Genomic DNA, 19,979 nt, shown 5'->3' with positions numbered 1-19,979 from the left:
CTGTGCGGCCCCGGCCATCACGCCACGCTGTCTTTACTCACCGACTGCCCAATGAACCGCAACATCCACTCGCCTACCAGGTCACCCTGGTGCTCGGTGGCCAGGCTGGCAATGGCCTTGTGGTACACCTCATCCCCCAATGACGTCTGCCGCGCATCCAGCAACGCGCGGGAGTAGTCATGCACGAACTCCGGGTGCCCCTGGAAGCACAGCACCTGGTCACGAATGTGGTAGGCGGCATTCGGGCAGAAGTCGCTGGAGGCAATTACGGTAGCGCCTTCCGGCAGCTCGGTGACCTGGTCCTGGTGGCTGATCAGCAAGGTCAGCTCGGAAACCTCCGGGTCCATCCAGGGCGCATGCGCCGCCAGTGAATAACGGTGGATGCCCACACCCCAGCCCTTCTCGGCGCGCTCGGCCTTGCCACCCAGGGTCAAAGCCAGCAGCTGATGGCCAAAACACACGCCCAGCAGCTTCTCGCCCCGTGCGTAGAGCTTCAACAAATAAGCCTTGAGCGTCTGGATCCAGGGATCGGAACCGAACGAATCGGCCTTGCTGCCCGTCACAAGGTAGGCATCGAACACTTCTTCGTCGGCGGGATAGTCGCCGTTCATCACGTTGTACACGCGAAACTCGGCGGCGATCGGCTGACGCGAGAACAGCTGCTCGAACATCCTGCCATAGCCGTGGTACTGCGCCGTCAACTCCGGTCGCAGGACATCGGTTTCCAGGATGCAGATGCGTAACGACATAGAAATAGTCCTGAACGACATGGGTGGGAATCTGCTGTAGAGACTGCCGCGAAAGGCACGTACAAGCAAGTAGGCCGCACTGACGAACGGTCATATTTTGCCGGCGTGTCGTTTGCAGTAACGCCACTGTCTAGCGAGAGCATGCCAGCCCGCTGGCCATTGGCCTCATAACCCAATGAAATTAACCAACCTTACAATTAGAACAAAGGGTTCTCAAACATGGATGACGCACACCCTACTGTTGGTTGTATATCGACTTTCAAGAGGCAAGCAGAACAGGCGTCACTTTACGCCACTGCGATCGACCCGAAACGCGACAGGGAAGCCAACGGGTATTCAGGAATAACAACAAGAAGGCGGTCCGCCATGTTCAGACAATCGAAAATACGCCAAGCAGGGCTCATTCTCTTCGCCACGACTCTACTGCTGATACTGCCGAACCTGACACGTTTGTTCGGCTGACGGTGGCTGTGGCGTAAACAGGCAGCGCGCATGTAACCTGCCGGCCTTGAAGGTCGGAGACTCCCCATGCGCCACTGCCTTGCCCTACTCGCCCTGCTTTTGAGCCTGCCACTGTCGGCGGCGCAGCTGCACCTTGAGCTGGGCGACACGTCGCGCCAGTGGAGCAGCGCCGAGCTGCTAGCCCACCCGCAGGCGCGCGACATCAGCATCGAGCAGGACGTTTCCTATAAGCGCCCCATGCAGTATCGCGCCGTCCCCTTGGCTGTGCTGCTGCAGGGTGTGGGTGCGGACGACCACCTGCAAGCCGTGGCGCTGGATGGTTTTGCTGCCGAAATGCCTGCCGCGCCGCTGTTGCAGCAAGGGCCGGCGCGTGCCTGGCTGGCGATAGAAGACCCGGCCAAACCGTGGCCCGAGTTGGGCAAAGGCAAGCCGAGCGCTGGGCCGTTCTACCTGGTCTGGACGGCACCGCAGGCCAGCGGCATCCGCCCTGAGCAGTGGCCGTTCCAGATCGCCAGCATCCGCCGCCTGGCCTCGGTGGAGCAACGTTTCCCGGCACTGCTGCCAGACCCGAAGCTTTCTGCCAATGACCCGGTGCGCCAGGGGTTTGCGTTGTTTCAGCAGAACTGCCTGGCCTGCCACCGCCTCAATGGCGCGGGTGATGCCCAGTTTGGGCCGGACTTGAACCTGCCGCATAACCCTACCGAGTACTTCCAGCCGGCATTTTTGCGCAAGCTGATCCGTGACCCGCAAAGCCTTCGAACGTGGCCGCAGGCGAAGATGCCGGGGTTTACAGAGGCGGTGCTCAGCGAGCAGGAGCTGGATGCGCTACTGGCTTATCTGGGGCATATGGCGGGGCGTAAGCGCTGAGAGGTTGGGGCCGCTTGGCGGCCCTTCGCGGCACAAGGCCGCTCCTACAGGGAGGTGCATAAGCCTGTGGAGCGGCAGTGGGTGAGTCTGGGTCAGGCGCACAGTCGCTCTTGCTTGACGCCCCATCCTTCGACCTCGCCACCGTACGGTGAAACGAGTTGCTCGAACCTTTCTTCGAAGTCGCCAATCCCTCCATAAGTGGCATACATGACCTTGCTCAGTTCAAGGTGCCAGGCGCCGTCTTTGCGTTCGCGTACCTGGGCGTTGAGGGACTCGCCACGAAATTGCCCGGCTGCCCGTCGCGCGCCGGCTTCATCAGGGAATACTGCGTAGAACTCGATGGGGTGGATGCGGGTGAAGTCAAAACCGCCAGCTTTCATCTGGCGCAGGACATTGCTGCTGATATCGTCGTTCTGGCTGCTCATGAATCGTCCTCCTGCAATGCAATGGATAGACTTTCCGGGCACTACGTACCTGCCGGCGGTGCCGGGCAGATCGAGTTGGATAGAGCTGATGCAAGACGCGAATGTTGTGGGTGCCGACCCGCAGAATAGGCCGGCACCTGGGTGCAGCGTAGTGCCTGCGTGGGCACCACGTCAACGCAAGCTTCAGGACGCTTCCTGGATACGGGTGATGGTTACGCCATTTTGCTCTTTGAGCCAGCGCGCCGTGGGGGATGGTGCACGGTCCTGGAAGTCGTTGAGGTCCAATTCATCCATGACCGGAAACAAGTGCGAGCGAATGGCACGGGCCGCGTCTTCTTCGCTGGGGCAATGTTCAGCCCGCAGCCGCAATGACGTCGGTTCGCCTTTCTGGTCGGCAAAGATGACTTCCCACTCTTTCATGGAACGAGCCCTCGATCTGAAGAACGCCGGGTGTGTGGCGCCTGTATAGCTTGACCTTGGGCGGGGCGATTTGTTCAGTTGGCTGGGCCTTGCGGTGGCCCTTGAATTGGCAGGGTTTTGCAGTGGCCCTTGATTCGTGTAGGAGCAGCCTTGTGCTGCGAAGAGGCCAGTGTAAACACCAAAGATCTACATTGCTTGCACTGGCCTCTTCGCAGCACAAGGCTGCTCCTACAACGGACGCGGCAGCCGACGATGATAGACGCGGCAGCCGGCGATGATAGACGCGGCAGCCGGCGATGACAGGCGCGCGTGCAGGGGACAGCGGACGCGCCTGCCGGGGACAATAGGCGCGCCTGCCGGGACAACGGGCGCGCCTGCTGGGGGTTACTTCGGCGTGCCGTGCACGACGCCAGCGGTGTTGTCCAAGAGGCTCTTGGTCGCCGTCTGGATGTACGCTTCAAGCTTTTTCAGCATTTCCGGCTGGTCTGGGCTTTCGATCAGCTCGGCCTTGAACTCGCTGCCCAGCTGGTAGCGGTACATGCGCGGGCTCATGTCCTTGGACTCGATGAGGATGCGGTCACCCTGCACCAAACCCACGATCTGCTCGCTGCCCGACGGCTTGATCATGCCCACGCCCTGGTCGCCCTCAGGCAGGTTGAGCAGGTCGCGGCCCCAGCACTGATGACGGGTCTGGCCACCCAGACGGCCCATGATGGTCGGCACGATGTCGACCTGGGTACCGACGGTGTGGTCGACCGCACCGAACTTCTCCTGGATGCCCGGGGCAATCAGCAGCAGCGGTACGTTGAAGCGGCCCAGGTCCAGTTCGGTGACCTGCTGGTGGTTGCCGAAGCCGTGGTCGCCGACGATGACGAACAGGGTCTCCTTGAAGTACGGCTCTTTGCGCGCCTTCTCGAAGAACTGGCCCAACGCCCAGTCGGAATAACGCATGGCCGTCAGGTGCTCGTCCAGGCGGCCCTGGCCGGTCACAGGCGCCACTGGCAGGTCCTTGGGCAACGCGTACGGCGTGTGGTTGGACAAGGTCTGCAGCAGCGCATAGATCGGCTTCTTGCCGTCGTGCTTGGCCAGCTCCTCAGCGCCACGGTCGAACATGTCCTGGTCGGACACACCCCAGGTCGGGTCGGAGAACACCGGGTTGACGAAGTCGTTGCGGCCAATGAACGTGGTCATGCCCTGGTTGCCGAAGAAACCGGACTGGTTGTCCCAGGCGAAGTCACCGTTGTAGACGTACACATCGTCGTAATCGCGGGCGCTGAGCAGTGCCGGCAGGCCCGACAGTTTGTGGCCGCCTTCGGGGGTCTGCATCAGGTATTCGAAGCCTGGCAGGTTGGGGAAGCAGGCCATGGTGGCGAACATGCCCTGGTGGGTATGGGTGCCGTTGGAGAAGAAGCGGTCGAACAGCAACCCTTCCTTGGCCAGTTTGTCGAAGTACGGGGTGATGTTGTTAGGGCTGCCCAGGGCGCCCACCGAGTGGCCGGCGAAGCTCTCCATGAGGATCACCACGACGTTCTTGATCGGCAGGGTACGGTCGGCCGGTGGCACGAAGTCACGGCGGATTGCCGCTTCGTCGGCGTCGACCAGGGTGTCGTGGGCGGTCAGCAGTTGCTCACGCACGGTCTGCGTGGCCAGCGGCTGGTCCAGCACCGGCTTCCAGATGTTGGCGCGGTCTTCGCCGAAGCGGCTCTTGGCAGCATCGATCAACGTCAGGGTGCCGTTCAGGCCCAGTTGGTTGACGAAGTTGGAGTCAGTGGTGAAGGCATCACCCCAGCGCATCGGCGGGCCCTGGCGCAGGGTGCCACGGGCGGCGACCACGGCCACCAGCAGGATCACCATGAACACCGCCAGGCGGTTGTACCACGGCGCTACGCTGCGCTGCGGGGTGGCGCCGGTCGGCTGACCGCCGCGGGTCATGCGGTCGACGCCCTTGAACAGCAGGCTCAGCAGCCAGGTGCCAATGACCCAGGCCAACAGGTAACGGACCACCGGGAAGCCGTACCAGAGCATGCTCATGACGGTCTTGGGGTCTTCTTTGATGTACTGGAACACCAAGCCGTTGAGGCGCTGGTGGAACTCGCGGTAGAAGTCCATCTCCATCAGGCCGAGGAACATCACCACGCTGGAGGCGAGGGTCAGCCACAGCCGGAACACGCCACGCCGGGCCATGGCCCAAGGGCTGAGAATGGCCAACAGCAGCGGAATGCTGATGTACACCACCACCCGCAGGTCAAAGCGCAACCCGTTCAGGAAGCCTTCAGCGACAGTCGCATAGGGCGTATCGCCGATCATGTCGCTGTTGTAGACCAACAGCGCCAGGCGCACGAGGCTGAGCATCAGCATGATGACCAGGCCGCTGAGCAGCGTGTAGGCCAGGTGGGATTTCAGGGTCGGCGCGAACGACGCTCGCGCGCCCTGTTTCAAGGCATCCGTGTTAGCCATGAATGGGAAAGTCCTAGGATTGCGGGTTTGCGGAGATGGCGAAGGTTAATACCAACGCAGCATTGTGCGGGTGCGGATTCTGTTTAAACCAATGTGAAAATTTTGTCACGGCCGCATTTCTGCTTATGTCCGCTATCAGATCCGCACATTGCCCCTGGGCCCAGCAATTGCCCAGATCACCAGCCCTATCACCGGCAGCAGCGCGATCAGCAGAATCCACAGCACCTTGATGCCCACTTCGCTGCCACTTTTGATCACATTGAGGATCGCCCAGATATCCAGGGCCAGAATGATCAGGCCAACCAGGCTATTGAATGTAGACCCCATGCCGCTACTCCCTTGCAAAGACGTTGCAGCACAGCATAGCCAGCTATCACGTCGATAGAAGGGAATCCTTGGCCGATCGTGCAGGTCCTTGCTTAGACTGCCTGTATTCATTGATTCGAGGTTCGCATGCCCCCAGCCCATTCCGAAACCGCCACCCCACCCTCGCTGCTGAGCGCCTGGCGGCAACAGGTGCTGACTACCCCCTGGCTTAGCGCCGGCCTGGGGTTGAGCCTGCTGGCGGTGATCGTGCTGCTGGCAGCAAGCCTGTGGAACGCGGTCAACGGTGACCACTCCGACAACCTGCACCTGGCGCTGTTGGGCGGGTTGTCCGGCTTTGGCGCTACCGCCCTGGGCGCGGTACTGGCGGTGGTGCTGCGTGATGTGAGTGCGCGCACCCAGGATGTGATGCTCGGCTTTGCCGCCGGCATGATGCTGGCGGCCAGTTCGTTCTCGTTGATTCTGCCGGGCCTGGATGCCGCCCGCGAGATCACCGGCAACGGCCCGGCGGCGGCGTTTACCGTGGTGCTGGGCATGGGCCTTGGGGTGCTGCTGATGCTGGGCCTGGACCGCTTCACCCCACACGAGCACGAAAGCACCGGCCCTTGCGGCCCGGAGGCAGAGCGCATCAACCGGGTGTGGCTGTTCGTGTTGGCGATTACCCTGCACAACCTGCCCGAAGGCATGGCGATTGGCGTGAGTTTCGCCAATGGCGACATGAATATCGGCCTGCCGCTGACCAGCGCGATCGCCATCCAGGACATCCCTGAAGGCTTGGCCGTGGCCTTGGCGTTACGCGCCACGGGGCTGTCGAACATGAAGGCGGCGTTGGTGGCGGTGGGCTCAGGGCTGATGGAGCCGCTGGGTGCGGTGATCGGCCTGGGGATTTCCACCGGTTTTGCCTTGGCCTACCCGATAAGCATGGGCCTGGCGGCGGGGGCGATGATTTTTGTGGTGTCCCACGAGGTGATTCCCGAGACCCATCGCAATGGCCACCAGACGGCGGCGACCCTGGGGTTGATGGGTGGGTTTGGGGTGATGATGTTTCTGGATACGGCGCTGGGCTGAGCTCTTCGACTGCCTGTAGCGGCCTCTTCGCGGTCCAACTTGCCCCGCGAAGCGGCCGGTACAGGCAACCGACAAATCAGACGTGAACCGCGACCTTCAAAGCCTCCAAAGCCGGTTCGGTCTTGATCCCCACCTCAGCCCCCAGTTCCAGCACCCGTGCCAGGTCATGTTGGCCGACCATCACCATCTGCAATTCATCATCCAGCAACTGGCTGAAGTTCAGCAGCACATACCCCCCCGCTTCCTTGTTCAACGCCCCCATCTGCACCTGGATGCGATTGAGCGCGGTCAGTGGTTCGGTGCGCGCCAGCTGCTTGGGTTTGAGGGTGAACGGCACGCTCTTGTCGAACGAGTCGGCGATGTTCTGGAACAGGTCCTGATAGCTGTCAGCCTGGAACAGCACGGTGTCCGGCAGACTGCCCAGCACGATCCACTCCCCCAGCGGGATGGGGAAGGTGTCGTCGTAGTTGATGTCCGGGTTGGCCGCCAGGAAGGCGACGGGGTCGGCGTAGGCCTGGGCGGCCTCGTCGGCGATGCGCTCGATGTCTTCATCGCGCATGCAACCGGCGCCGATGAGGGTGATGAGTTCGAGCAATTGGTTTTTCATGAAGGGGGCCTGCGACCGGTGAAAAGTCACCAAGGATAGCCGCAAACGCCCCCGGACAGTTAGCCGGCCAGCACCTGTAGGCGCGCCACGGCGTCTGCCGCGCCCATGGTTTGCGCGGCCATCAGCGCAGTGGCGCCGCGGGCATCCTGGTGTGCCGGGTCGGCACCTTGGGCCAGCAGGTAGTCGAGGATCTCGCTGCGGTTGAACATCGCCGCCAGCATCAGCGCGGTGCGACCGTCCTGCGCGGCGGCATCGACCGGTACGCCGTTCTCCAACAACAGTTGGATCATCGCCAGGTCCCCTTTGAACGCGGCGCCAGCGATTGGCAGTTGGCCATTGTCATTGGCCATCAATGGGTCGGCGCCGTGCTCCAGCAGCACGCGCACCGCGTCATGGTGGCCGTGGTAGCAGGCCAGCATCAACAAGGTGTCGCCCTTGTGGTTGCGCAGGTTGGCAGGCAGGCCACTGGCAAGCAACCGCTCGAGCATCGGGGCGTCACCTTGGCGGGCGCGTTCGAACACCTGCTCGGCGAAGGCGGCGGTTTCGTCATCGGTCATGGCGGCAGGCGAGGGTTGGACGGTGGACATGTTGAACCTCCTGGCAAAAATGGTTGCCCAAGTCTTTGTCAGGCAAGGCCATGCGGTCAAAGGTTCAGATTCTATCGGGCCGATAGGTGGCCGGCAGGCCGTGCAAATTGCACTGTGCAAAATGCACGACCTTGCAGGTTGCACGAAAAGATCCTCTCAACATCATCGCAAACAATTGAATTTAAAGGATTTTTTACTTAATCAGTTTCTGGCACGGTCACTGCAACCATCAACTCACGTCTGCCACACAACAGTCAGGAGTTGATATGGACCTCATCCAGGAAAAGTTCGTCTCGGTGTTTTCGGCCTACCAGGTCGCAACCCAGCCCCGCCCCGATGGTGGTGTCTTGCTCACCCTGCGCGCCGCTGATGGCAAGGTTACCCGCCGCGTGTTGACCTACGGCCAGCTGCACAGCGCCGAGCAGCTGTCCTGGGCAATCAGCGCCATCCGCCGCGACCTGGCTGAACAGGCCAGCGAGCTGCCGGTGATTTCGATGCTGCAGAGCCAGCAGCGGTTTGCCCTGCCGACCTATCGTTGATTGCCAGCACCGGCCTTTTCGCGGGCAAGTCGGACCGCCGCACCGCCGCTCCCACAGGAATATCACTGACCTGTAGGAGCGGGCTTGCCCGCGAAGAGGCTCGCCCAAGCATTACAACTCGTCGATACCTAAAAACGCCCGAGCAGTCTCATCCCCGGTCAACCGCGCCTGCATCCCCTGCTCACTGCCAAACAACCGCAACGCCAGGCAGAACGGCGTCTCGCCCAGCTCAATCCAGCGCCGCGTACCTGACGGCACCACCAGCTGATCGCCCTTCTCGCACAGCACCGAATACACGAACTCGCCCAAGCGCAATCCCACTTGCGCCCGCCCGCTAACCACCGCAAACACCTCTTCGGCGTCATGCACATGCTCGTCACGTACATCCGCCTGTGCCGGGTCCACACCGTCACGGTTGAGCACCGTGAAGGCCGTGCTGCCGTGGCCGGTCATCAACTGGTCGAGGTGCTCCCGGCAAGCTGCCATCACTTCGTCCTCCGCACTGCCAGGGCGAACCCGCAGCGCAAGCGAGTGATGGACAAAACGCACGCCCTGCTCGGCCAGCGTCGCGGCGATGTCGTCGTGGTGGGTCAGCAGCTTGTTCGGCAGGCCTGGGCTGGACGGGTGGAAAACGCTGAGGGTACTCATCAGTGGCGGGTCCTGGTCGATTGCGAACAAAGGGCAATGATAACGGCTGCGGCCAAGGCTGCGGCGCTGGCCATACCAAAGGTGAAGGTCGGCCCCAGCAGTTTCCAGCTGTAGCCAGAGTACAAGGCGCCCAGCGCACCGCCGGTGCCAGACAACGCCGCGTATAACGCCTGGCCCTGGCCTTGCTGGCGAGCGCCGAAGCTGGCCTGGACGAACGCGATGCAGGCGGCATGGAAGCAGCCAAAGGTGGCCGCGTGCATCACCTGGGCCAGCACCAGCACCGCCGGGTCATCGGCCAGGTTGCCGAGCAGCAGCCAGCGCAAAGACGCCAGCAGAAAACTGGCCAGCAACACCCGCTGCACGGAAAACCGCGCAAAAATGCGGCTCATGGCCATGAACACCAGCACCTCAGCCACCACCCCCAGCGCCCATAAAAGGCCGATGGCGCCACGGCTGTAGCCCAGGTGTTCCAGGTGCAGGGTGAGGAAGGTGTAATACGGCCCGTGGCTGAGCTGCATCAGCGCCACGCACACATAGAAGGCGATTACCCCAGGTGCCCGCAGTTGCTGTAAAAAGCCGCCCGCCCCGCTGCGCTCGCCCTGCTCCACCGGCTGGGCATTGGGCACCCACAGGCTGGCGAGGACGATGCCCGCCATGATCGTCACCAGGGCGACCGGGTAGATGTCCAGGCTGAGCCATTCAAACAAGCGCCCCAAGCCCACCACCGTGAGGATGAAACCGATCGAACCCCACAGGCGTACCTGGCTGTAGCGAGCGGTTTGCCCGTGCAGGTGCGCCAGGGTGATGACCTCGAACTGCGGCAGCACCGCGTGCCAGAAGAACGCGTGCAGGGCCATGACCAGCGCCAACCAGGCGTAGCTCTTGCCGAAGAAGATCAGGGCGAAACTGGCCAACGTGCACAAGGCGCCCAGGCGCACGATCAGCAGGCGCCGACCGGTGCGGTCGCCCAACCAACCCCACAGGTTGGGGGCGACGCAGCGCATCAGCATGGGGATGGCCACCAGCTCGCCAATGCGCGCCGGGGAGAAACCCAGGTGGTCGAAGTACAGCGCCAGGAAGGGGGCTGTGGAGCCTAGCAGGGCGAAGTAGAAGAGGTAGAAGCTGGACAGGCGCCAGTAGGGGATTGGGGGCATGGAATGGGCCGATGGTGTGTTTAGCGTACCGGCCCGATCCCACTGTGTAGGAGCAGCCTTGTGCTGCGAAAGGGCCAGTGAAACCACTGCATGAGTTTGCCAACTGCACCGGCCTCTTCGCAGCACAAGGCTGCTCCTACACAGAGGTGTGCCGGTGCAATCGGCACATCAGTCACAAATGGATCAGAGCTGGCCCAGCACCGGAGTACTGACCTTCACGTCGGCATTCTGTGCGCGGTGGCGCAGCAGGTGGTCCATCAGCGCGATGGCCATCATCGCTTCGGCGATCGGTGTGGCGCGGATGCCGACACAGGGGTCATGACGGCCCTTGGTAATCACGTCGACCGGGTTGCCCTCCACATCGATGGAACGGCCCGGCGTGGTGATGCTGGAGGTCGGTTTCAGCGCCAGGTGCGCAACGATCGGCTGGCCCGAGGAAATCCCCCCCAGAATGCCGCCGGCGTTGTTGCTGAGGAACCCTTCCGGGGTCAGCTCGTCACGGTGCTCGGTACCGCGCTGGGCGACACTGGCAAAGCCGGCGCCAATCTCGACACCTTTGACTGCGTTGATGCTCATCAGCGCATGGGCCAGTTCCGCGTCGAGGCGGTCGAAGATCGGCTCGCCCAGGCCTGGCATCACGCCTTCGGCCACGACGGTGATTTTCGCCCCGACCGAATCCTGGTCGCGGCGCAGCTGGTCCATGTAGGCCTCGAGCTCCGGCACCTTGTCCGGGTCGGGGCTGAAGAAGGCGTTGTGCTCGACCGATTCCCAGGTCTTGAACGGAATCTCGATCGGGCCCAGCTGGCTCATGTAGCCACGCACGGTGATGCCCTGGGTGGCCAGGTACTTCTTGGCGATGGCACCTGCCGCAACACGCATGGCCGTTTCACGGGCCGAGCTGCGGCCGCCGCCGCGGTAGTCACGCTCACCGTACTTGTGGTGGTAGGTGTAGTCGGCGTGCGCCGGGCGGAACAGGTCCTTGATCGCCGAGTAGTCCTTGGACTTCTGGTCGGTGTTGCGGATCAGCAGGCCGATCGAGCAGCCGGTGGTGCGGCCTTCGAACACACCGGAGAGGATCTCGACCTCGTCCGGCTCCTGGCGCTGGGTGGTGTGCCGGCTGGTGCCAGGCTTGCGCCGGTCGAGGTCATGCTGCAGATCGGCCAGGGAGATCTCCAGGCCCGGCGGGCATCCATCGACAATGGCGACCAACGCCGGGCCATGGCTTTCGCCAGCGGTGGTGACAGTGAACAGCTTGCCGTAGGTATTGCCGGACATGGACGCTCCGCGAGTCTGCCTGAGGTGAACGAAAGCGGCAGTATACGTAAAAATACCGAGGGATTGGTTGTCTGTGCCCGCGAAAGGGCCAGCACAGGCAACTACCCACCGAACCTTCCCACAAACATTGGGTCAAACCGACATCTCACCACCGTAGTACCCCATGATGCCGCGCCTCGTCGCCTTGTTGTTCATGCTCTGTGCTGGCCTCGCCCAGGCCGCCTCCCCCACCGTCTTGCAGCGCCCCATCGACCTCGACACCGGCCAGGGCGTGCTGCACGGCAGCCTGCTGCTACCACAACAGGCCACGCCGCCCCCGGTGGTGTTGATTATCGCGGGCTCCGGCCCCACCGACCGAGACGGCAACAACCCGGCCACGGGGCGTATCGACAACCTCAAGCGGCTGGCCCTGGTGCTGGCCAACGACCACATTGCCAGCGTGCGCTATGACAAGCGCGGGGTGGCCGCGAGCCAGCCGGCCACGCCCGATGAGCGCGACCTCAGCGTCGAGCGCTATGTCGCCGATGTGGTCGCCTGGAGCCACAAGATCAAGGCCGACCCGCGGTTCGGCCCGCTGATTCTGGTGGGCCACAGCGAAGGCGCGCTGATCGCCAGCCTCGCCGCCGAACAGGCAGGTGCCAGCGCGGTGATCACCCTGGCCGGGGTCGGCCGCCCGTTGGCCGACGTACTGCGCGAACAGCTGGCCCAGCGCCTGCCGCCCGCCCAATTGGCCCGTGGCAGTGACTTGCTCGACCGCCTGCAGGCTGGGCAGACCAGCCTGGATGTGCCCGCGCCGCTGCGCCAGGTGTTCCGCCCCAGCGTGCAGCCCTATTTGATTTCGCTGTTCCGGCAGAACCCGGCGGCGGCGTTCGCGCAATTGCCGATGCCGGCGCTGATCGTCCAAGGCCGCAACGACGTGCAGGTCGACGTGACGGATGCCGAGCGCCTCAAGGCTGCAAAACCGGATGCGCAACTGGTGCTGATCGATGGCATGAACCACATGCTGCGCATTAGCCCCAAGGCCATGAGCGAACAGCGTGACAGTTACCTCAACCCCGAGCTGCCACTGGCCCGTGAGCTGGGGGAGCGGATCGTCACGTTCATCCAGCATTTGCCACCGGCCTGACCCTCAGGTCTTGGCCGGGGCTGCCGATAAGGCGGTATTGGCGGTGAATCCGGGGCCGCTTTGGCGGCCCATCGCCGGCAAGCCGGCTCCCACAGGTGCAGCAGTGCCCTTGAGAGCAGCGCGCCCTTGGTGGGAGCTGGCTTGCCAGCGATGGGCTGCGCAGCAGCCCCATTTGCCGCATGCCCGAACCTAAGGACAGCCCCCATGACAATTGCCCCCGCCGCCCTAGAGCCGGCCGACGAGCCACAACCCCAGGACGGCGCCGCGCTGCCTTGGGCCGACCTTGCCGCCGAACACTTCCAGCTGTTGCGCCTGGCCCCCTTGCCCACCGACCGCGCCACCGGCGCCCGCCCCCTGCGCTTTGTGCAGTTCGGCTACGCCGAGCGTCACGATAAAGCCCACAGCCTGCTGCGCATGGAAATCCAGCTGCCAGGGCAAAAAGTGCGCAAAGAGCAGAACCACCTGGATATCCGCGTCGACCACGCCGAACGCCTGGTGCGCATTGGCAGCGACCAGGGCCTGCAGCTGGAACCCCTGAACCGCGGTATCGGCCGCTTCATGCTGGCCCAGGCCGTGCAATGGCTGCAGCGCAGGTGGTCGCATTACCGGGTCGAAGGCATGGCACTGCCGAGCAAGGATGCCCTGAGCGAGGATTCACGCCTGCGCCGGGACCAGTGCTTGCGTGGGGTGGGTATCGAAGTGGAGTACGAGGACCCTCAGCACCTCAAAGGCCGTACCGTGGAAACCACGGTGGGCCAGCTCAAGGGTGCCTGGAGCAGCGAGCGGCTGCAGCGGGTGGAGATTCTCGATGCGGCCAACTTGTTGCAGCAGGCCGATCAACAGCTGCAGGAAATGGAAAGCCAACTGCGCGAACGGGATGAGCGGGTGGCCAAGTACCGGCGTGAAGATGGCGGGTTGCGCTTTACCATCACCTGCCTGGTGGCGTTTGCGATGTTTCAGGCGGGGTTGCTGATCTGGATTGCTACCCGCTGAGACCGTGGCGCCTGCTTCGCGGGTGAACCCGCTCCCACAGGTGCAGCACTGGCCTTGAGAACGGCGCTGTACCTGTGGGAGCCGGCTTGCCGGCGATGGGCTGCAAAGCAGCCCCCACTCAAACCCGGGCTTTGAACAGCTCTTGATGCTGCCTGCACTGCTCGGCTGTCAGCATGAACACCCCATGCCCGCCCCGCTCGAACTCCAGCCAGGCAAAATCCACCTCGGGATACAGCGACTCGACATGCACCTGGCTGTTGCCCACCTCAACAATCAGCAACCCTTTGTCAGTCAGGTGGTCAGCCGCCTCGGCCAGCATCCGCCGCACCAGGTCCAGGCCATCGCTACCGCAGGCCAGGCCCAACTCCGGCTCGTGGTGATACTCGGCCGGCATGTCGCCAAAGTCTTCGGCATCGACATACGGCGGGTTGGACAGGATCAGGTCAAAACGCTGCCCTGGCAGGCCATCGAAGCCATCGCCTTGCACGGTGTAGACGCGCATGTCCAGGCCGTGACGCTCGATGTTCTGGTTCGCCACCTCAAGGGCATCGAACGACAGGTCGCCCAGCACCACTTCGGCCTCGGGGAACACTTCGGCCGCGACGATGCCGATGCAACCAGACCCGGTGCACAGGTCCAGAACGCGCGCAGGCTCTGCCGCCAGCCACGGCTCGAAACGTTTTTCGATCAGCTCGCCAATCGGCGAACGGGGCACCAGCACGCGCTCGTCGACGATGAACGACATGCCGCAGAACCACGCCTCGCCCAGCAGGTAGGCGGTGGGCACGCGTTCTTCGATGCGCCGCTTGAGCAGGTGCTGCAGGCGCACGCGTTCGTCGTCTTCGAGCATGCAGTCCAGGTAGCTGTCGGCCACCTCCCATGGCAGGTGCACGGCGCCCAGCACCAGCAGGCGGGCTTCGTCCCAGGCGTTGTCGGCACCGTGGCCGAAGAACAGCTCGCGCTCGTGGAAGCGGCTGACCGCCCAGCGAATGTAGTCGCGCAGCGTGCGCAGACGGGATGTGATCACGGGGTACTCCTAATTCAGACCGTACAAAAGTCTAACAGCCCAACCCGCACATTTGTTCCTTGGCGTTCCCCTAAGGGTAGCCACAGGCCAGTAACCACGCTGTTTGCGATGTCAACCATTCCCATTGACGCCAAGGCAAGGGACAATAGGTATACAAAAGCCCTTCCAAGGAGCCCTTGATGTCCGTTCCAACCACGATGTTCCGCCTCACTGGCCGCGACTACCCGCCGGCCAAGCTGAGCCACGCCAGCCTGATCATCATCGATGCGCAAAAGGAGTACCTCAGTGGTCCCCTGGCACTGTCGGGCATGGACGAGGCCGTGGCCAACATCGCCCGGTTGCTCGATGCCGCGCGCAAGAGCGGCCGTCCGATCATCCACGTCCGTCACCTGGGCACTGTCGGTGGCCGTTTCGACCCACAAGGCAGCGGTGGCCAGTTCATCCCTGGGCTGGAGCCACACGAAGGCGAAATCGTCATCGAAAAGCGCATGCCTAACGCGTTCAAGAACACCAAGCTGCACGACACCCTGCAGGCGCTGGGCCACCTGGACCTGATCGTCTGCGGTTTCATGAGCCACTCCAGCGTCAGCACCACCGTGCGCCGCGCCAAGGACTATGGTTATCGGTGCACCCTGGTGGAAGACGCCTCGGCGACCCGCGACCTGGCGTTCAAGGACGGGGTCATCCCGGCCGCACAGATTCACCAGTGTGAAATGGCCGTGATGGCCGACAACTTCGCCTGTGTCGCCCCTACCGCCAGCCTGATCTGATCCAGGGCTGGTAACGACCGCCCGGCAGCCGGGCGGAACCCAAAGGGCGAGCGCAGGTCGAATTCCGGATATCCACAGAGGAAATCGGAATGAAGCTCAAAGGCAGTTTCGACGCCAAACGCCTGCGCACGCGCGAACCGCGCAATTGGGGCGCACGCCTGGCTGCCGGCCTGTCCGCCTTGCTGGCAACGCTGGGTGTGCTGCTGGCCATGGCCGGCATCGCCGGCCTGCTGGGCAATTACCCGGCCCTGCAAGAACTCAATGCCAACAAACCGCTGTCCAGCATCCTCACCGGGGCTGGCTTGCTGTTGCTGTGGTTGGGCGTGCGTTTCTGGCGGCGCAGCCGTATTCGCCTGCGTCGCGGGCGGGAATTGAACCTGTCGCCGCACCTGATGAAAAAACACGACTGACTCTTTTGTATCGCCTGTGCGGGCCTCTTCGCGGGTAAACCCGCTCCCACAGGATAACTTCAGCGCCTAGGGCCAGAGGTAATCCTGTGGGAGCGGGTTTACCCGCGAAGAGGCCCGCACAGGCTGCACACAGCCCCACAGTCGCGTAAACTACGCCGCCCACGTGGAGGCATCATGCAAGACGACGACTTTTCCCTGTTCCATGCCGAAGTGCGCGGCGTCAAGCCGATCAAGCACGACCGTGCCGAGGTCGGCAAACCCAAGGCCGACCGCAAGCAGCTGGCCGGCCTGCGGCAGGCGGCTACCGTGCGCAGCGACAAGGCACTGGTGATCGACGGCATGTCCGACCAGTTCGTCATCGACGTTGGCGCCGAAGACGAGCTGATGTGGCGCCGTGACGGCGTGCAGGAAACCCAGCTGCGCAAACTCAAGCTCGGCCAGATTGCCTTCGAGGGCAGCCTCGACCTGCACGGCATGACCGTCGAGAAAGCCCGTGAAACACTCTGGGACTTCATCGCCGAGGCCACCAAGCTGGAAGTACGCTGTGTACGGGTCACCCACGGCAAGGCCGCGCGCCTCGACGGCAAGCGCCCGATGATCAAGAGTCACGTCAACACCTGGCTGCGCCAGCACCCGCAAGTGCTCGGTTTTGCCTCGTGCAACGCGCGCCATGGCGGCACCGGCGCGGTGTATGTGATGCTTAAACGAACCATGCTCGAAGGACGCGACGAGTAACGCCGCGCTTGCAGCGCCGCCCTTGCCGCCGTACCCTTCGTTTTTGCGATTTTTCCCACAGGTAGATACATGTCCCTGGAACAGAACTACACCGAGATTCTCAGCCAGATCGGCGAGGACGTCTCCCGTGAGGGCCTGCTCGACACGCCCAAGCGGGCTGCAAAGGCCATGAAGTACCTTTGCCGCGGTTATGAGCAGACGCTGGAAGAAGTCACCAACGGCGCGCTGTTCACCTCCGACAACAGCGAGATGGTACTGGTCCGGGACATCGAGCTGTACTCGATGTGCGAGCACCACATGCTGCCCTTCATTGGCAAGGCGCACGTGGCCTACCTGCCCAAGGGCAAGGTACTGGGCCTGTCGAAGGTGGCACGCATCGTCGACATGTACGCACGTCGCCTGCAGATTCAGGAAAACCTCAGCCGCCAGATCGCCGAAGCGGTCGAGAAGGTAACGGGCGCTGCTGGCGTGGCCGTGGTCATCGAAGCCAAGCACATGTGCATGATGATGCGCGGTGTCGAGAAGCAGAATTCGAGCATGATCACCTCGGTGATGCTGGGCGAATTCCGCGCCAACGCCGCCACCCGCAGTGAGTTCCTCAGCCTGATCAAGTGATTGGCTGGTTACCCTGAGCCGACCCTGCTGGGTCGGCTTTTTCTTTTCAGGAGTTGCCCATGATCGTCAAAGCCCTGCGGGTTGGCCTCGGCCAGCTCATCGTGTTCGGCGACTGGATCAGCCGCCCGGCCAAGCGCAAGCGCGATGCCGCCGCCCAGGCGCGTGTCGAGCAAGCGGCCAGTGGCCTTGCGCTGTACCAGTTCCATGCCTGCCCGTTCTGCGTCAAAACCCGCCGCACCCTGCACCGCTTGAACGTGCCGGTGGCGCTGCGTGATGCCAAGAACGACCCGGAGCATCGCCAGGCGCTGCTGGAAGGCGGTGGCCGCGTGAAAGTGCCGTGCTTGCGCATCGAGGAAGAAGGAAAGGTGAGCTGGATGTATGAGTCCAAGGCCATCATTGCCTACCTGGACAAGCGTTTCGCCTGACCTTGTACTTCTTCGGCTGACCTTGTACCTCTTCGGCTGACCTTGTACCTCTTCGGCTGACCTTGTACCTCTTCGGCTGACCTTGTACCTATTCGGCTGACCTTGTACTTGTAGGAGCAGCCTTGTGCTGCGAAGAGGCCGGTGCAGGCTACGGATACCTCTGTGCCTTGCACCGGCCTCTTCGCAGCACAAGGCTGCTCCTACCATGAATTGCGCCAAGGCAAGGAATTGCGCCCGGGCAATGAATTGCGCCAAGGCAAGCAATTGCGACCGGGCAAGCAATTGCACCCAGGCAGAGAATCGCGCCCGGGCTAGTCGAATAGGCTCAGCCCACCATCGGCACATGCCGCGGATGGCTGGCCACGCGCTCCAGCCAGGCCCTGACCGCCGGGTAATCCGTCAGGTCGAACCCACCCTGCTGCGCCACGTGGGTGTAGGCATACAACGCCACGTCGGCAATCGAATACTGCTGCCCCACCAGGTACGGCGTCATCTGCAACTGCCGCTCCATTACCTTCAGCGCCTTGTACCCGCCCTTGTGCAGCTTGCGGTACTCCTCCAGCCGATCATCCGGCAACCCCAGGTAAAACTGGATGAACCGCGCCACGGCAATATACGGCTCATGGCTGTACTGCTCGAAGAACTGCCACTGCAAGACCTGCGTGCGCAACCGCGGCTCGGTAGGCAGGAACTCGCTGCCGTCGGCGAGGAAGTTGAGGATGGCATTGGATTCCCACAGGTACGTGCCGTCTTCCAGCTCCAGCACCGGCACCTTGCCATTGGGGTTCATCGCCAGAAATTCGGGCGTCTCGGTTTCGCCTTTCAGAATATCCACCGGGTGCCACTCATACGGCCGGCCCAGCAGGCTCAGCATCAGCTTGACCTTGTAACAGTTGCCCGACTGGTAATCGCCATAGACCTTGTACATCACCCCTCCCCTCCCATGCAGTTGCGCATTCGTGCCCAATAGTTGGCGACTGTACGGCTAAAAGCAATGGCCGCTGTATGGCAAGGATCAACCTTGCTCGCGTTAGTCTGAAAAAACTGCTTACACCTTTACAAGGATTTTGTTCATGACCGATGCCACTTCCGCACGCCTGCGGCCCCTGGCAGACAGCTCCCCGTCGGCGGTGGTCGCCGGCTTCATTGCCATGCTCACCGGCTATACCAGCTCACTGGTACTGATGTTTCAGGCCGGCCAGGCGGCCGGGCTGACCACTGCGCAGATTTCGTCCTGGATCTGGGCGCTGTCGATTGGCATGGCGGTGTGCAGCATTGGCCTGTCGCTGCGCTACCGCACGCCGATCACCGTGGCCTGGTCGACCCCAGGCGCTGCGCTGCTGATCACCAGCCTAGGCGGCGTCAGCTATGGCGAGGCCATTGGGGCATACATCACCTGCGCCGTGCTGGTGCTGATCTGCGGCCTGACCGGCAGCTTCGAGCGCCTGGTCAAACGTATTCCGGCCTCGCTGGCCTCGGCGCTGCTGGCGGGTATCTTGTTCAAGATCGGCAGCGAGATCTTCGTCGCCGCGCAGCACCGCACCTTGCTGGTGCTGGGCATGTTCTTCAGCTACCTGCTGGTCAAGCGCCTGTCGCCGCGCTATTGCGTGCTGGCCGCGTTGCTGGTCGGTACAGCGCTGTCTGGCGCCCTTGGCCTGCTGGACTTCAGCGGCTTCCGCCTGGAAGTGGCTACACCGGTGTGGACCACGCCGAGCTTCTCGCTGGGGGCGACCATCAGCATTGGTATTCCGCTGTTCGTGGTGGCAATGACCTCGCAGAACATGCCTGGCGTGGCCGTGTTGCGGGCCGATGGCTACCAGGTACCGGCTTCACCATTGATTTCGGCGACCGGGTTTGCCTCGTTGCTGCTGGCACCGTTTGGCTCGCACGGGGTGAACCTGGCGGCGATCAGCGCAGCGATCTGCACCGGGCCACATGCCCATGAAGACCCGAGCAAGCGCTATACCGCAGCGGTGTGGTGTGGGATTTTCTATGGCATTGCCGGGGTGTTCGGGGCAACGTTGGCGGCCCTGTTTGCGGCGTTGCCGAAAGAGCTGGTGCTGTCGATTGCGGCCTTGGCGTTGTTTGGCTCGATCATGAACGGGCTGACCGTGGCCATGGGCGAGGCGCGCGAGCGTGAGGCGGCGTTGATTACCTTTATGGTGACGGCGTCGGGGTTGACGCTGTTCTCGATCGGGTCGGCGTTCTGGGGGATTGTGGCGGGGGTTTTGACGTTGATGATTTTGAATCCGCGTAGGGTATGACGGGAGATCGGCGTCGGGGTTGAGATCGAGCG

The 19,979-nt window shown here is 62.9% G+C and carries 24 protein-coding genes; 12 read left to right on the top strand and 12 right to left on the bottom strand.

Annotated features, from left to right (window positions below; translation table 11 throughout):
* Positions 1 to 17: 17 nt before the first annotated feature.
* Complete coding sequence (locus LOY53_RS06990) at positions 18 to 749, bottom strand: amidotransferase (protein ID WP_252827071.1); 732 nt, start codon at positions 747 to 749, stop codon at positions 18 to 20.
* Between the two features lie 528 nt (positions 750 to 1,277).
* Here LOY53_RS06990 and LOY53_RS06985 point away from each other — a divergent pair.
* Positions 1,278 to 2,078 carry a cytochrome c gene (locus LOY53_RS06985; RefSeq protein WP_258703777.1) on the top strand — a complete coding sequence of 267 codons (801 nt, stop codon included), beginning with the start codon at positions 1,278 to 1,280 and terminating at the stop codon, positions 2,076 to 2,078.
* A gap of 92 nt (positions 2,079 to 2,170) precedes the next feature.
* On the opposite strand, the gene LOY53_RS06980 is transcribed toward LOY53_RS06985, so the two are convergent.
* From LOY53_RS06980 to LOY53_RS06965, 4 genes are all read right to left on the bottom strand, one after another.
* Positions 2,171 to 2,503 carry a ribonuclease E inhibitor RraB gene (locus tag LOY53_RS06980; protein ID WP_252827069.1) on the bottom strand — a complete coding sequence of 111 codons (333 nt, stop codon included), beginning with the start codon at positions 2,501 to 2,503 and terminating at the stop codon, positions 2,171 to 2,173.
* Positions 2,504 to 2,686: 183 nt separating this feature from the next.
* Positions 2,687 to 2,923 carry a hypothetical protein gene (locus tag LOY53_RS06975; protein ID WP_099428586.1) on the bottom strand — a complete coding sequence of 79 codons (237 nt, stop codon included), beginning with the start codon at positions 2,921 to 2,923 and terminating at the stop codon, positions 2,687 to 2,689.
* Between the two features lie 384 nt (positions 2,924 to 3,307).
* On the bottom strand, positions 3,308 to 5,380 hold the full coding sequence (locus LOY53_RS06970) for an LTA synthase family protein (RefSeq protein ID WP_252827067.1): 2,073 nt from the start codon (positions 5,378 to 5,380) through the stop codon (positions 3,308 to 3,310).
* Positions 5,381 to 5,515: 135 nt separating this feature from the next.
* Positions 5,516 to 5,707 (bottom strand): PLDc N-terminal domain-containing protein, encoded by a 192-nt coding sequence (locus LOY53_RS06965; RefSeq protein ID WP_027596020.1) that lies wholly within the window; start codon positions 5,705 to 5,707, stop codon positions 5,516 to 5,518.
* 126 nt (positions 5,708 to 5,833) lie between these two features.
* Between LOY53_RS06965 and LOY53_RS06960 the strand changes: the two genes are divergently transcribed.
* Positions 5,834 to 6,772 (top strand): ZIP family metal transporter, encoded by a 939-nt coding sequence (locus LOY53_RS06960; protein WP_252827065.1) that lies wholly within the window; start codon positions 5,834 to 5,836, stop codon positions 6,770 to 6,772.
* 76 nt (positions 6,773 to 6,848) lie between these two features.
* Here LOY53_RS06960 and LOY53_RS06955 read toward each other — a convergent pair whose 3' ends face one another.
* Both LOY53_RS06955 and LOY53_RS06950 read right to left on the bottom strand, forming a co-directional pair.
* Positions 6,849 to 7,379 (bottom strand): hypothetical protein, encoded by a 531-nt coding sequence (locus tag LOY53_RS06955; RefSeq protein ID WP_027596018.1) that lies wholly within the window; start codon positions 7,377 to 7,379, stop codon positions 6,849 to 6,851.
* A gap of 59 nt (positions 7,380 to 7,438) precedes the next feature.
* Positions 7,439 to 7,966, bottom strand: a complete 528-nt coding sequence (locus tag LOY53_RS06950) for an ankyrin repeat domain-containing protein (protein WP_252827064.1) — start codon at positions 7,964 to 7,966, stop codon at positions 7,439 to 7,441.
* On the opposite strand from LOY53_RS06950, the gene LOY53_RS06945 reads away from it, so the two are divergent.
* Entirely contained in the window at positions 7,965 to 8,231 is a 267-nt protein-coding gene (locus LOY53_RS06945; RefSeq protein WP_252827063.1) for a hypothetical protein, read from the top strand. The genes LOY53_RS06950 and LOY53_RS06945 overlap by 2 nt on opposite strands.
* A 1-nt stretch (position 8,232) precedes the next feature.
* On the top strand, positions 8,233 to 8,505 hold the full coding sequence (locus tag LOY53_RS06940; protein WP_027596016.1) for a DUF3509 domain-containing protein: 273 nt from the start codon (positions 8,233 to 8,235) through the stop codon (positions 8,503 to 8,505).
* A 111-nt stretch (positions 8,506 to 8,616) separates the two neighbouring features.
* Here the strand turns inward: LOY53_RS06940 and LOY53_RS06935 are convergent, their stop codons facing one another.
* From LOY53_RS06935 to aroC, 3 genes are all read right to left on the bottom strand, one after another.
* Complete coding sequence (locus LOY53_RS06935; protein ID WP_258703776.1) at positions 8,617 to 9,153, bottom strand: oxidase; 537 nt, start codon at positions 9,151 to 9,153, stop codon at positions 8,617 to 8,619.
* The gene (locus LOY53_RS06930; protein WP_258703775.1) at positions 9,153 to 10,307 is read right to left on the bottom strand and encodes an MFS transporter; all 1,155 of its coding nucleotides are present in this window, start codon (positions 10,305 to 10,307) and stop codon (positions 9,153 to 9,155) included. Before LOY53_RS06930 ends, LOY53_RS06935 begins: the two co-directional genes overlap by 1 nt.
* 183 nt (positions 10,308 to 10,490) lie before the next feature.
* Positions 10,491 to 11,582 (bottom strand): chorismate synthase, encoded by a 1,092-nt coding sequence (gene aroC / locus LOY53_RS06925; protein WP_027596013.1) that lies wholly within the window; start codon positions 11,580 to 11,582, stop codon positions 10,491 to 10,493.
* A 163-nt stretch (positions 11,583 to 11,745) separates the two neighbouring features.
* On the opposite strand from aroC, the gene LOY53_RS06920 reads away from it, so the two are divergent.
* Complete coding sequence (locus LOY53_RS06920) at positions 11,746 to 12,708, top strand: alpha/beta hydrolase (RefSeq protein WP_258703774.1); 963 nt, start codon at positions 11,746 to 11,748, stop codon at positions 12,706 to 12,708.
* A 204-nt stretch (positions 12,709 to 12,912) separates the two neighbouring features.
* On the top strand, positions 12,913 to 13,701 hold the full coding sequence (locus LOY53_RS06915; protein WP_252827059.1) for a hypothetical protein: 789 nt from the start codon (positions 12,913 to 12,915) through the stop codon (positions 13,699 to 13,701).
* A gap of 118 nt (positions 13,702 to 13,819) precedes the next feature.
* On the opposite strand, the gene prmB is transcribed toward LOY53_RS06915, so the two are convergent.
* A complete protein-coding gene (gene prmB / locus LOY53_RS06910) occupies positions 13,820 to 14,728 on the bottom strand; it encodes a 50S ribosomal protein L3 N(5)-glutamine methyltransferase (protein ID WP_258703773.1) in 909 nt (302 codons plus the stop codon).
* A 179-nt stretch (positions 14,729 to 14,907) separates the two neighbouring features.
* On the opposite strand from prmB, the gene LOY53_RS06905 reads away from it, so the two are divergent.
* The 5 genes from LOY53_RS06905 to LOY53_RS06885 all read left to right on the top strand — a co-directional run bounded on the left by LOY53_RS06905 (position 14,908) and on the right by LOY53_RS06885 (position 17,683).
* Positions 14,908 to 15,498: a cysteine hydrolase family protein gene (locus tag LOY53_RS06905; RefSeq protein WP_027596009.1), complete on the top strand. Its 591-nt coding sequence runs from the start codon at positions 14,908 to 14,910 to the stop codon at positions 15,496 to 15,498.
* An 89-nt stretch (positions 15,499 to 15,587) separates the two neighbouring features.
* On the top strand, positions 15,588 to 15,908 hold the full coding sequence (locus LOY53_RS06900; RefSeq protein ID WP_099453263.1) for a hypothetical protein: 321 nt from the start codon (positions 15,588 to 15,590) through the stop codon (positions 15,906 to 15,908).
* Positions 15,909 to 16,082: 174 nt separating this feature from the next.
* Complete coding sequence (locus LOY53_RS06895) at positions 16,083 to 16,643, top strand: Smr/MutS family protein (protein ID WP_099453262.1); 561 nt, start codon at positions 16,083 to 16,085, stop codon at positions 16,641 to 16,643.
* Between the two features lie 69 nt (positions 16,644 to 16,712).
* Positions 16,713 to 17,258 (top strand): GTP cyclohydrolase I FolE, encoded by a 546-nt coding sequence (gene folE, locus LOY53_RS06890; RefSeq protein ID WP_027596006.1) that lies wholly within the window; start codon positions 16,713 to 16,715, stop codon positions 17,256 to 17,258.
* A 59-nt stretch (positions 17,259 to 17,317) separates the two neighbouring features.
* Entirely contained in the window at positions 17,318 to 17,683 is a 366-nt protein-coding gene (locus tag LOY53_RS06885; protein WP_238216108.1) for a glutaredoxin, read from the top strand.
* A 325-nt stretch (positions 17,684 to 18,008) separates the two neighbouring features.
* Here LOY53_RS06885 and LOY53_RS06880 read toward each other — a convergent pair whose 3' ends face one another.
* Entirely contained in the window at positions 18,009 to 18,611 is a 603-nt protein-coding gene (locus LOY53_RS06880; protein WP_085273724.1) for a glutathione S-transferase family protein, read from the bottom strand.
* 145 nt (positions 18,612 to 18,756) lie between these two features.
* On the opposite strand from LOY53_RS06880, the gene LOY53_RS06875 reads away from it, so the two are divergent.
* Entirely contained in the window at positions 18,757 to 19,947 is a 1,191-nt protein-coding gene (locus LOY53_RS06875; RefSeq protein WP_252827054.1) for a benzoate/H(+) symporter BenE family transporter, read from the top strand.
* The last annotated feature ends 32 nt before the right edge of the window (positions 19,948 to 19,979 follow it).

Source organism: Pseudomonas sp. B21-031 (assembly GCF_024748985.1).
Taxonomy (GTDB): domain Bacteria; phylum Pseudomonadota; class Gammaproteobacteria; order Pseudomonadales; family Pseudomonadaceae; genus Aquipseudomonas; species Aquipseudomonas kermanshahensis.
Note: the sequence above shows the minus strand (reverse complement) of the source record. Positions and strands in the feature narration are given on the sequence as shown.

Bases quoted from the DNA above. Each gene is read 5' to 3' on its own strand.
- LOY53_RS06980 (WP_252827069.1), bottom strand. From the start codon at position 2,503: ATGAGCAGCCAGAACGACGATATCAGCAGCAATGTCCTGCGCCAGATG.
- LOY53_RS06990 (WP_252827071.1), bottom strand. From the start codon at position 749: ATGTCGTTACGCATCTGCATCCTGGAAACCGATGTCCTGCGACCGGAG.
- LOY53_RS06895 (WP_099453262.1), top strand. From the start codon at position 16,083: ATGCAAGACGACGACTTTTCCCTGTTCCATGCCGAAGTGCGCGGCGTC.
- LOY53_RS06955 (WP_027596018.1), bottom strand. From the start codon at position 7,379: ATGAAAAACCAATTGCTCGAACTCATCACCCTCATCGGCGCCGGTTGC.
- LOY53_RS06915 (WP_252827059.1), top strand. From the start codon at position 12,913: ATGACAATTGCCCCCGCCGCCCTAGAGCCGGCCGACGAGCCACAACCC.
- LOY53_RS06960 (WP_252827065.1), top strand. From the start codon at position 5,834: ATGCCCCCAGCCCATTCCGAAACCGCCACCCCACCCTCGCTGCTGAGC.
- LOY53_RS06945 (WP_252827063.1), top strand. From the start codon at position 7,965: ATGTTGAACCTCCTGGCAAAAATGGTTGCCCAAGTCTTTGTCAGGCAA.
- LOY53_RS06985 (WP_258703777.1), top strand. From the start codon at position 1,278: ATGCGCCACTGCCTTGCCCTACTCGCCCTGCTTTTGAGCCTGCCACTG.
- LOY53_RS06920 (WP_258703774.1), top strand. From the start codon at position 11,746: ATGATGCCGCGCCTCGTCGCCTTGTTGTTCATGCTCTGTGCTGGCCTC.
- LOY53_RS06900 (WP_099453263.1), top strand. From the start codon at position 15,588: ATGAAGCTCAAAGGCAGTTTCGACGCCAAACGCCTGCGCACGCGCGAA.
- LOY53_RS06885 (WP_238216108.1), top strand. From the start codon at position 17,318: ATGATCGTCAAAGCCCTGCGGGTTGGCCTCGGCCAGCTCATCGTGTTC.
- LOY53_RS06965 (WP_027596020.1), bottom strand. From the start codon at position 5,707: ATGGGGTCTACATTCAATAGCCTGGTTGGCCTGATCATTCTGGCCCTG.
- LOY53_RS06905 (WP_027596009.1), top strand. From the start codon at position 14,908: ATGTCCGTTCCAACCACGATGTTCCGCCTCACTGGCCGCGACTACCCG.
- LOY53_RS06970 (WP_252827067.1), bottom strand. From the start codon at position 5,380: ATGGCTAACACGGATGCCTTGAAACAGGGCGCGCGAGCGTCGTTCGCG.
- folE (WP_027596006.1), top strand. From the start codon at position 16,713: ATGTCCCTGGAACAGAACTACACCGAGATTCTCAGCCAGATCGGCGAG.
- LOY53_RS06940 (WP_027596016.1), top strand. From the start codon at position 8,233: ATGGACCTCATCCAGGAAAAGTTCGTCTCGGTGTTTTCGGCCTACCAG.
- LOY53_RS06875 (WP_252827054.1), top strand. From the start codon at position 18,757: ATGACCGATGCCACTTCCGCACGCCTGCGGCCCCTGGCAGACAGCTCC.
- LOY53_RS06975 (WP_099428586.1), bottom strand. From the start codon at position 2,923: ATGAAAGAGTGGGAAGTCATCTTTGCCGACCAGAAAGGCGAACCGACG.
- aroC (WP_027596013.1), bottom strand. From the start codon at position 11,582: ATGTCCGGCAATACCTACGGCAAGCTGTTCACTGTCACCACCGCTGGC.
- LOY53_RS06880 (WP_085273724.1), bottom strand. From the start codon at position 18,611: ATGTACAAGGTCTATGGCGATTACCAGTCGGGCAACTGTTACAAGGTC.
- LOY53_RS06950 (WP_252827064.1), bottom strand. From the start codon at position 7,966: ATGTCCACCGTCCAACCCTCGCCTGCCGCCATGACCGATGACGAAACC.
- LOY53_RS06930 (WP_258703775.1), bottom strand. From the start codon at position 10,307: ATGCCCCCAATCCCCTACTGGCGCCTGTCCAGCTTCTACCTCTTCTAC.
- LOY53_RS06935 (WP_258703776.1), bottom strand. From the start codon at position 9,153: ATGAGTACCCTCAGCGTTTTCCACCCGTCCAGCCCAGGCCTGCCGAAC.